This is a genomic window from Sphingobacterium sp. T2, from assembly GCF_000814685.1.
Classification (GTDB): domain Bacteria; phylum Bacteroidota; class Bacteroidia; order Sphingobacteriales; family Sphingobacteriaceae; genus Sphingobacterium; species Sphingobacterium thermophilum.
Map to the genome: position 1 here is coordinate 1 of NZ_JXAC01000225.1, position 9,238 is coordinate 9,238.

Here is a 9,238-nt window from a genome sequence, read left to right on the forward strand (position 1 = left end):
TCTTGACTTCTTGATTCCGGGACCTGTATAGAAGTCGTACATGTTTTCTACACGTGTACGGTCCGAATGGTTATAATAAGTAAAGTCACCTTTAAGAATCAACTGCCCCGGAATAGCCTCATATGTCAAGGCTGTCGTATTGCGGATATCGAATTTGTTGTTTTTCTGATACGATGTTCCTTCCACAAAGCCGGCCCATCCCATATATACTTGGCAGTCTCAGTCCATGTGCCGTCCAAGTTTTTCTCTAATGTCATAGGATATCCTTGATGCTCCAACATACGTGGCAACAGCTGTCTGTCGTACATCACCATAGGCTGGTGAATATTACGACGAATGAAGTCGGTATTGTTGTTTAAGGTCAGGTTTGGAAGCAATTTGATCTCGCCCTTACCGCGGAAGTTATATTGTTTGTATTCCTCATTTCCGGCATTATAAATTCCGTCTTGTGCAAACATTCTTCCGGACACATAGTACGAAGCATTATCATTGCCGCCCGACACCGAAACATTATGTTCGGTATTCATATTATAGTCTTTGTAGATAATATCGAACCAGTTGGTATTACCAAAATATTCATATTCGCCGATACTGTTAACACGCATTTTTTCGTACGAATCATTCCGAATTGCGCTTCACCAGCTCATTGTACCAATCGGTTGTATATTTAAACACATTGTTGATACCGGCAGGAGGGGTACCATTGTCATTTCCTTCCATGTAAGCCTTGTACCAGGCATCCGTCCATTGAAGACCGTTGGTCACGATGTTATTTTCCATTTTGACAATACGGTCATTCACCGAATATCCTCCGCTGTAGTTCAACTTAGGTTTTCCCTTGGAGGCACGTTTTGTTGTAATCAATATTACACCGAAAGTACCTCTGGCTCCATAGATTGCTGCCGAAGAAGCATCCTTTAATACCGACACACTTTCTACATCCTCTGGATTTACCGTAGTCATATCCCCCTCCACACCATCGATAAGGATAAGGCAGAGCCGCCAGCACCAATACTTCCTGTACCGCGAACATTGAGCGTAGCACCACGAGAAGGTTTACCATCACGCATGCTGATATTCAATCCCGGCATTTGACCTTGCAACGCTCGCGATATGTTCATATTCCCTCTGTTCTGCAACTTATCACCACTGATTTGGTCTACCGCTCCCACCAAGTCTCTACGCTTACTCGTACCATAACCAATCACTACCACTTCATCTAGATTCTTCTCTTGCGCACGCAAGACAAATCGTATGGTAGCCTCATCACGATACACCATGCTTTCAGGATGATAACCCAGCGACTGTGCATTTACGATGTCGCCACGCTTCAACTCGACTTCGAACTTCCCCGATTCCGAAGTCTGTGTTTGCTTACCCGTAGATACAGAAATTGTCACATGAGGAATAGGATTGTTGTCCTCTCCCACTACAATTCCCGTCACCTTCTTCAATTCTTGTGCAAAAGAAAAAATGGTAAGCAACAGAAAAGCACTCAACAGGTTAATTTTTCTTTTCATTTTAGTTTTGATTTCTTTTTTGAAAAACACCAGAAAACAAATTTTAAAAGCATGAAATTCAAGCTCTTATATTGCTAACCGGGATTTTTTGGTTTTAATACTTTTAATTGGCTATCCTTCTATTATTCCAGATATAAAACAAATGTAAATAAGAAAACTAAAAATAACAAAATAAAAATAGAAATTTAGAAAGCGATTTGATTTCGTTTACATTCCTTCAAAAAAGAAAAAGAAAATAAAAAGGGAAAAGTCAAACTTTTCCCTTTAAACAAACACCTTAAATAAAAACTATTTCGCAATAATAACCTGCACGCCGTATTCCTCTAATGTTTTATGCATAGATTCCGAAATGCCCTCATCCGTAACTATCACATCAATCTTGTCTATGCCGCAGATTTTCCCGAATCCTTTTCTGCCAAATTTGGAAGAGTCACACAACACTATGGTACGCAACGAAACGTCCATCATGGCTTTATTTAATTCTGCTTCTTCAATATTAGAGGTCGTCACACCATAGTCCACATCAACACCGTCCACCCCCAAAAACAACTTGGAGCAAGTAATATTATCCAACAGTCCCAACGTATAATTGCCAATTACAGACATAGAGCTTCTTCGTAGCACGCCCCCCAGCTGTATAACAGTAACACCTTCGGATTCAGCTAATTTGGAAGCAGCCTTTATGGAAGAGGTCACCACCTTTAAGTTTCCTTTAGGAACAATTTTTTCTGCAAATGCACATATCGTAGATCCGGAATTGATGATGATAGAATCATCTTCTTCAATCAACTGAGCGGCACATAGGCCTATAGCCTCTTTCTCCTTCGTGCGTATTTTCTCCTTCTCACGCACATTTTTGTCCTTTGCATGTGGGTTCACCGAGCTGGCACTGCCATGCGTACGATATAGTAGACCTTTCTCCTCCAGTACCTTGAAGTCCTTACGGATTGTCACAGTGGTCACATCCAACTGTTTCGCTATATCCACAACTTTCACAAAACCATCTCTGCGTAATGCCTCCAATATATATTTATGTCTTTCAGCTATACTTAATATCATAGCACATAATTTAAGTTTAAAAACCTTTACATACGAAATTAAGGAATTTTAATAAAATTTCGTTTTGTTTTCTATTTTTCGTTTTGTTTTCTATTTTTGTTATATAAGTCCTAATTCGAAAGTATTATCAACAATAAGTATAACCAATTTAAGAATCAACCACGAAAGCTGCCAGAGTTTATTCTCATAAACAGCCTCCAGTGATGATGTTTTTATAAAAATAAAAATTGTAGAAAGTACGTCTATGGCGATAACCTAACATTTTAACACTCAACAACGTAGAAGTCAGCTGCTCTCCCTCAATGACCAATATAATAAATCTTTTCTTACGAGAGAACGGTAGAAGCAGCAAAAACACGCTTCTTATTTATTAGGATTACATCATAAATAGTAAAAACAAAAATTCGAAACAATATGTCAAAAAGAAGTTGAAGAGGCGCTTAAAGCCGCAAGAGAGACGGAAGATTTGATAATAGGAAAAAATGTATTAACTCAAGTTCCGGAATTATTCCAAAAATATTTTAAAGATAAAAAAGCCATTATCGTAGCGGACACAACGACTTATCGCGTTGCAGGACAAGAAGTGTTCAATCATCTACAAAAAGCGGGAATAGAACAAGATGAGCCTTTCATCTTTGATGATCCTAACCTTTATGCCGAATACAGCTTCGTAGAGCAGCTTTCCAATCATCTGAAAAATACGGAAGCAATAGCCTTGGCCGTAGGCTCCGGAACTATCAATGACCTTACAAAGCTCGCCTCCCACGAAAACAACAGACAGTATATGTGTATAGCTACTGCTGCTTCCATGGATGGATATACTGCTTTCGGTGCGTCCATTACCTTTGAAGGAGCTAAACAAACCTTCAACTGTCCTGCTCCAAAAGTTTGTGTAGCAGATATCGATATACTTAAAGACGCTCCTGTAGAAATGACCGCTTCAGGTTATTCAGACCTTTTTGCCAAAGTTACCGCCGGAGCCGACTGGATTTTGGCCGACGAACTCAACGTAGAAAAAATAGATCCGCAGGCTTGGAGTATAGTTCAGGATGGCCTGCACGATGCACTGTCAGCACCTCAACAATTAAAAAACCGCGACGAAGAAGCTACAAGAAAACTGATTGAAGGCTTAATGTTGGGAGGTTTTGCTATGCAGTGGTCTAAGTCCAGCCGTCCCGCTTCAGGGGCAGAACATCAGTTTAGCCATCTGTGGAACATGGAACACCACACCAACAATGGAGAGAATGTATCCCATGGGTTCCAAGTGGCTATAGGCACCTTAGCCATCACCGTCCTTTATGAACACGTCTTGGCACATCCTTTCGATCAATTGGACATAGATAAATGCGTGGAAGCATGGCCTTCAATGGAACAGCTTGAAGCACAAGCAACAGAATTCTTTAAAGATACCGACTTCCCAACAATCGGCGTCCAAGAAACAGCCGCCAAATACGTGGATAAAGACCAGTTGAGAGAACAGCTTTCAATCTTGAAAAACAATTGGCCAAAAATAAAATCAAGATTAGAACAACAACTCATCTCCTTCAAGGAATTACAAGAAAGGTTGAAATTAGTTGGAGCACCTTACGAGCCTGAACATATAGGTGTAAGCAGAGAATACCTGAAAAACACCTTCGTAAGAGCTCAGTTTATCCGCAGAAGATTTACGGTACTGGATCTTATCGTCCGCACGAATACCGTAGATTATTTCCTTAACAAAATTTTCGGGAAAAACCAGATTTGGGATTTAAAACCGCAATTAATTTCATAATCTTTCTTAAATTCATCCTATTATGGCTAATCATACATCTACAAACAACCTATCCGATAAGTTTAAATATTGGCAGAGAAGAACTATTATTGCCACGATGATAGGATACGCACTGTACTATTTCGTGCGTAAAAATCTTAGTATGGCTATCCCGGGCATGCAGGAAGATTTAGGTATCGGGAAAGCTGATTTGGGTATATTTTTAACCTTACATGGACTTATTTACGGTGTATCCAAATTTGTCAACGGAATCATCGGCGACAGAGTCAATGCCCGCCATTTTATGGTACTGGGACTTCTTTTGTCTGCCCTGTGTAACGTTGTCTTCGGATTCAGTTCTGCCGTAATGGTCTTAGGCATTACTTGGGTGTTGAACGGTTGGTTTCAGGGAATGGGTTTCCCTCCTTGTGCACGCCTGATGACACACTGGGTACCGCCGCAAGAGCTGGCTACCAAAATGTCTGTTTGGAATACGTCACACTCTATCGGTGCCGGACTGGTAGTAATCGTATGTGGCTATGTGGTAAGCCATATGACATGGCGATGGGCTTTCTTCATCCCGTCCCTTATCGCTATCCTTGGAGCTATTTACCTTTGGATAATGTTACGTGACACACCATCTTCCGTAGGACTTCCAGAACTGCACGAAGACAAAAGTCAAGAAGAAAAGAAAGAACGAAAAAAAATCAGCCGAATTCAAAGCGTTCCTTCGTAAAAATGTATTCCTTAACCCTTACATCTGGGTAATAAGTATCGCAAACTTCTTCGTTTATGTTGTGCGCTACGGTGTATTAGACTGGGGACCTACGATCCTTAGTGAGTGGAAAGGCGTGACACTTGCCAAGGCCGGATGGATGGTCGCCGGATTCGAAATTGCCGGAATCATAGGAATGCTACTGGCTGGATGGGCTACGGACAAATTCTTCAAAGGAAAAGCTATCCGCGTATGTTTCCTTTGTATGATAGGTGTATCCATATTCGTATTCATCTTCTGGAAGCTGGAGCACCCTCCGGTGTGGTTGGCATCCCTTGTGCTTATGGCGGCCGGATTTTTCATCTATGGTCCTCAGGCGCTGATAGGCATTGCGGCAGCAAACTTGGCTACCAACAAAGCGGCAGCAACAGCAGGAGGTTTCACAGGTTTATTTGGATATGCTAGTACTATCGTTTCAGGATGGTGCTTAGGTTATCTTGCACAGCACTTTGGATGGGACCTTACTTTCGAGATATTATTTTTCACAAGTATTATTGGTGCCGTTACTTTCCTTTTCGGCTGGAAGGCTAAAGCCCATGGTTACGAATCTTAATATTATTACGTCATAGAAAAATGTTTGAATACAATATACACGCACAATTTAGCAAAGAAGAAGATCTATATAATTGCTTACAGAAGATAAAACATGTCGCTTTGGACATGGACGGAACAATCTACAATGGAAGCACCTTATTCCCTTTTACCGTTCCATTTCTGGACCTTCTAAAAGAAAATGGAATAGGTTTTTCGTTTCTGACAAACAATCCTTCCAAAAATAAGGAAGACTATCTGGCTCATCTCCATAAGATGGGCATCAACGTACCTATAGAGGCCATATACACTTCTGCACAGGCAACAATAGCTTACATTAAAACAAATCTTCCGGATGCAAAAAAGCTGTTCCTCTTAGGCACTCCAAGTATGATTAAAGAATTTGAGGAGGCAGGGTTTATCTCTACTGCCGACGATGAAAACGATGTTCCTGACGCCCTTGTTGTAGCTTTCGATATGTCGTTGCAATACGGCAGGCTCTGCAGAGCAGCTTGGTGGGCTACCCAAAATATCCCTTATATAGCCACCAATCCGGATCGTGTTTGCCCTACTGACAAAAAGGTCGTACTTGTGGACTGCGGTGCTATATATACTTGTATCGAACATGCCACAGGACGCAAACCAGATGTAATTATTGGTAAACCCAACCCCGGTATGCTTGATGGTATTCTAAATAATTATTCACTAAGACCTGAAGAGGTGTTGATGGTAGGTGACAGAATATATACCGATGTGCAGATGGCCCACAATGCCGGCGCAATAGGAGTACTAACACTTTCGGGGGAAACAAAAATAGAAACAGCCATAGAGGCACAAACAAAGCCTCATATCATCATTAGAGATCTGGCAGAGTTAGGACAAATGCTAGTTCAGGCTCATCAGAAAGCTTAATCTGCAAAATCCAATAATTTTAATCTAGCTATAAAAAAAGGGACTGAAAATTCAGTCCCTTTCTCGTTTATGGAAAGATTCTTATAGGATATCTTTCAAAGCATCTAAGTATTGTGTAGCTACTTCGTCGTTAGGTGATAAATCGATAGCTTTTTTGAATAACTCAGCTGCCTTCTTATAATCTTCTTTCAAGATATGATAGTAACCGATTACATTGTAAACGTCAGTTAATTTCAATACTTCGTCTTCTGTCAATTGGTTACCTGCCGCTTGCTTGTCTGTAAGAACTTTAGCTAATTGATTAAAATCGTTCAAGTACAGACCTTGGTGCAACTCAGGCTTCTCAGGATCGATAACATCTAAGTTATAGTTGCTATATCCTCTGATATACAATGCCGGAACAATGTATTCAGCAGCAGCGGAATCAGTAGATTGAACGATTACATCCAATGCTTTGATGGCCGCTTGGAAATCAGCAGTAGCATCCTCACCTTTTTCTTTTTTAGCATTAGCTGCACGGAAAGTAGCATCACCTACTAGGTAGTTAGCCTCATAGTACCAAGGCTCTCCTTTTTGTTGTGCAGGCACGTTAAAGATTGCTGCCGCAGCCTCAAATTTTTGAGCATTGAAAGCATTTCTTCCGTAGCCATCTACCTCGTTGATCAACTCTTTATCCAATTCTAATGCTTTACCTAAGTATTGAAGACCTTTTTCTTTGCTTCCGGCTTCAATGTTTGCAAAACCAGCAAACAAGTAGTCGATAGCAATAAGACGGTTTTCATCCGCATTAGCAAATAATTTGTCAAAGTAGCCTACCGCTTTAGCAGCGTCCTTATCTTGGTTGATAGCAATCAAACCTAAGTAACGGTACACCTTAGCATCGATTCCTGGAACATTTTCCAATTCCAATGCTACATTCTTCAATTCTTCGTATTGCTGACCGTAAACCAAGAAGTCTGCATAACGGATTTTTGCGTCCGCAGAGTTATCTCCTGTTACTTGCAAGTATTTTTTGTAAGCATCAACAGCTTTAGCTACTTGTGCTTCATACTTAGCTTTTTCTTCGTCTGTGTTGTCAGGCATTCTCTTCGCTATAGCCAACTCTGTCTCAGCAATCTCACGGTAGACAGGGCCATAGTTAGGATATTCCTGAGCGATAGCATTGTATGACTCTAAAGCTACGTCAAAAGCAAATGCTTTACGTGTAATCAATGCTTGTTGAACTTTAGCTTTTACCAAGTTCGGGTCCAAGTTCAAGGCATCTCTATAGCTTTTGTAAGCTTGGCTGTTTTCTCCTAGACCAAGATAGGCATCACCCAATGCTACCAAGATATTACCATCTTTAGTGTTTTTTGACGCCGCTTGGGTCAAATAATCCACCGCTTTAGCGTAATCTGGCTTTGGAGCTTCTGTATAAGCTTTACCTATATAGTATAAAGGCAAATAATCTTTCTTACCTAAGGAAGCAGTAGCTTGTGCGAACTTTTGTTCTGCAGTAGAAGCACTGTTTTTCTTTAAATCCACAATACCCAAACCTACGTTGTTCAAAACTTCTTTAGGTGCATTTGTCAAACCATTATTGAAAGCCCAAGCAGCGGAATCCAACTTATCGTTCAACAAATATACTTGACCTAAATAGAAATAGTTTTTACCATCTTTAGGTTTCTTTGTTACCAAATTCTGCAAGATGCTTTTCGCCTTGTCGAATTGCTCAGCATCAATTGCTGATTGTGCGTCTTTCAAACTTTGAGCACTAGCAGTACCTACAATAGCTCCTGCAGCTAATAAACTCAAAAACAATTTGCTCTTTGTCATCATTCTATTTATGTTCTTAGTTATTTCTAATTTAAACTATTTATATCTCTAATTATAATTTCTCTTCCCGGCATTTTGTAGGGAAGTAATCCCGATTTCAACACTATACGCTGTCCTCTGTCTCCAGTTAAGAAAGCAGAAAATCCCATCCCCAAGCCCATATTTGGCTGATAATTTAAGATTTTCAACTCGCGTTTCAAAGGATATTCACCCGTCGACAAACTCGCCTGGGATGGTTTTACGTATTTAGGTGTGGCCAACGTATCGTTGAGCACGCTCAATATACGAATTTTCTCTTTTTTTGCATACAATCTAGTAAAACTTAAATACTGATTGTAGCTCAACATCGCAATAATATTACTATTATCTCCCACTGCGTCTAAGAGCGAATCCACTGTTCCTTTGACTACGATATTTGTACTCCCTAACTTACTTAAATTGCCTTTATCCCTCAAATATCGCACAAGACTAGAATTCGGATTATCAATAGCAAGCTTTCTTTCAGTCTTTTTTTCGCCGGACATCATCTCCATCACTTCCGATACTTTGATAAGACTATCCGCAGAAACATGAGCGACGAAAACCACAGCATCATACGCTACGCCATAAATGCGCGGTTGAATCTGCCTCTTTACGAAAGACTGATTTTCTTCTTCGGTCAGCTCCCGCGTCAGAAGAATAATATTAGCTTCGCCCTTCAGTAAGCTGTTTACGGCATTAACTTCAGGCTTTGCCAACAGATTAATCTTCGCCTGCTGATATGAACTTTCAAAGACCTCCTTTTGCTCTTCGATAATAGGTAAAATCGTCTCATCTACTAATACGGCAACTTCACCTGAAAGGATATCCTCTTTCTTATCCTTATTATTCTCACCA

The 9,238-nt window shown here is 40.4% G+C and carries 10 protein-coding genes and 1 pseudogene; 5 read left to right on the plus strand and 6 right to left on the minus strand.

Going from position 1 to position 9,238, the window contains the following annotated elements; genetic code table 11:
- Positions 1-125: 125 nt before the first annotated feature.
- From SD31_RS17615 to SD31_RS12690, 4 genes are all read right to left on the minus strand, one after another.
- Positions 126-605, minus strand: coding sequence for a hypothetical protein (locus SD31_RS17615; RefSeq protein ID WP_052259041.1), 480 nt, complete (start codon positions 603-605; stop codon positions 126-128).
- 13 nt (positions 606-618) lie between these two features.
- A complete protein-coding gene (locus SD31_RS20320) occupies positions 619-975 on the minus strand; it encodes a TonB-dependent receptor plug domain-containing protein (RefSeq protein ID WP_197053709.1) in 357 nt (118 codons plus the stop codon).
- Complete coding sequence (locus SD31_RS20325) at positions 960-1,520, minus strand: carboxypeptidase-like regulatory domain-containing protein (protein WP_197053710.1); 561 nt, start codon at positions 1,518-1,520, stop codon at positions 960-962. The genes SD31_RS20320 and SD31_RS20325 overlap by 16 nt, the downstream gene beginning before the upstream one ends.
- 288 nt (positions 1,521-1,808) lie before the next feature.
- Entirely contained in the window at positions 1,809-2,579 is a 771-nt protein-coding gene (locus SD31_RS12690; RefSeq protein WP_039054411.1) for a DeoR/GlpR family DNA-binding transcription regulator, read from the minus strand.
- A 466-nt stretch (positions 2,580-3,045) separates the two neighbouring features.
- Between SD31_RS12690 and SD31_RS12695 the strand changes: the two genes are divergently transcribed.
- The 5 genes and pseudogenes from SD31_RS12695 to SD31_RS12705 all read left to right on the plus strand — a co-directional run bounded on the left by SD31_RS12695 (position 3,046) and on the right by SD31_RS12705 (position 6,547).
- Entirely contained in the window at positions 3,046-4,350 is a 1,305-nt protein-coding gene (locus SD31_RS12695; RefSeq protein WP_231561596.1) for a sn-glycerol-1-phosphate dehydrogenase, read from the plus strand.
- 22 nt (positions 4,351-4,372) lie between these two features.
- Complete coding sequence (locus SD31_RS20330; protein ID WP_197053711.1) at positions 4,373-5,065, plus strand: MFS transporter; 693 nt, start codon at positions 4,373-4,375, stop codon at positions 5,063-5,065.
- 4 nt (positions 5,066-5,069) lie between these two features.
- Positions 5,070-5,117: pseudogene (locus SD31_RS21400) on the plus strand (hypothetical protein); the annotation flags it as partial.
- Between the two features lie 9 nt (positions 5,118-5,126).
- Complete coding sequence (locus SD31_RS20335) at positions 5,127-5,657, plus strand: MFS transporter (RefSeq protein ID WP_410528266.1); 531 nt, start codon at positions 5,127-5,129, stop codon at positions 5,655-5,657.
- 20 nt (positions 5,658-5,677) lie between these two features.
- Positions 5,678-6,547, plus strand: coding sequence for an HAD-IIA family hydrolase (locus SD31_RS12705; protein ID WP_052259044.1), 870 nt, complete (start codon positions 5,678-5,680; stop codon positions 6,545-6,547).
- A gap of 81 nt (positions 6,548-6,628) precedes the next feature.
- Here SD31_RS12705 and SD31_RS12710 read toward each other — a convergent pair whose 3' ends face one another.
- Both SD31_RS12710 and SD31_RS12715 read right to left on the minus strand, forming a co-directional pair.
- Positions 6,629-8,365 (minus strand): tetratricopeptide repeat protein, encoded by a 1,737-nt coding sequence (locus SD31_RS12710; protein WP_231561599.1) that lies wholly within the window; start codon positions 8,363-8,365, stop codon positions 6,629-6,631.
- A gap of 23 nt (positions 8,366-8,388) precedes the next feature.
- On the minus strand, positions 8,389-9,238 hold an 850-nt coding region (locus SD31_RS12715), incomplete at its 5' end, for a PstS family phosphate ABC transporter substrate-binding protein (RefSeq protein ID WP_039054413.1).

What these genes read in the sequence shown, in the direction of transcription:
- SD31_RS17615 (WP_052259041.1), bottom strand. Translation starts at nt 605, where the DNA reads ATGCGTGTTAACAGTATCGGCGAATATGAATATTTTGGTAATACCAAC.
- SD31_RS20325 (WP_197053710.1), bottom strand. Translation starts at nt 1,520, where the DNA reads ATGAAAAGAAAAATTAACCTGTTGAGTGCTTTTCTGTTGCTTACCATT.
- SD31_RS12690 (WP_039054411.1), bottom strand. Translation starts at nt 2,579, where the DNA reads ATGATATTAAGTATAGCTGAAAGACATAAATATATATTGGAGGCATTA.
- SD31_RS20330 (WP_197053711.1), top strand. Translation starts at nt 4,373, where the DNA reads ATGGCTAATCATACATCTACAAACAACCTATCCGATAAGTTTAAATAT.
- SD31_RS12705 (WP_052259044.1), top strand. Translation starts at nt 5,678, where the DNA reads ATGTTTGAATACAATATACACGCACAATTTAGCAAAGAAGAAGATCTA.
- SD31_RS12710 (WP_231561599.1), bottom strand. Translation starts at nt 8,365, where the DNA reads ATGATGACAAAGAGCAAATTGTTTTTGAGTTTATTAGCTGCAGGAGCT.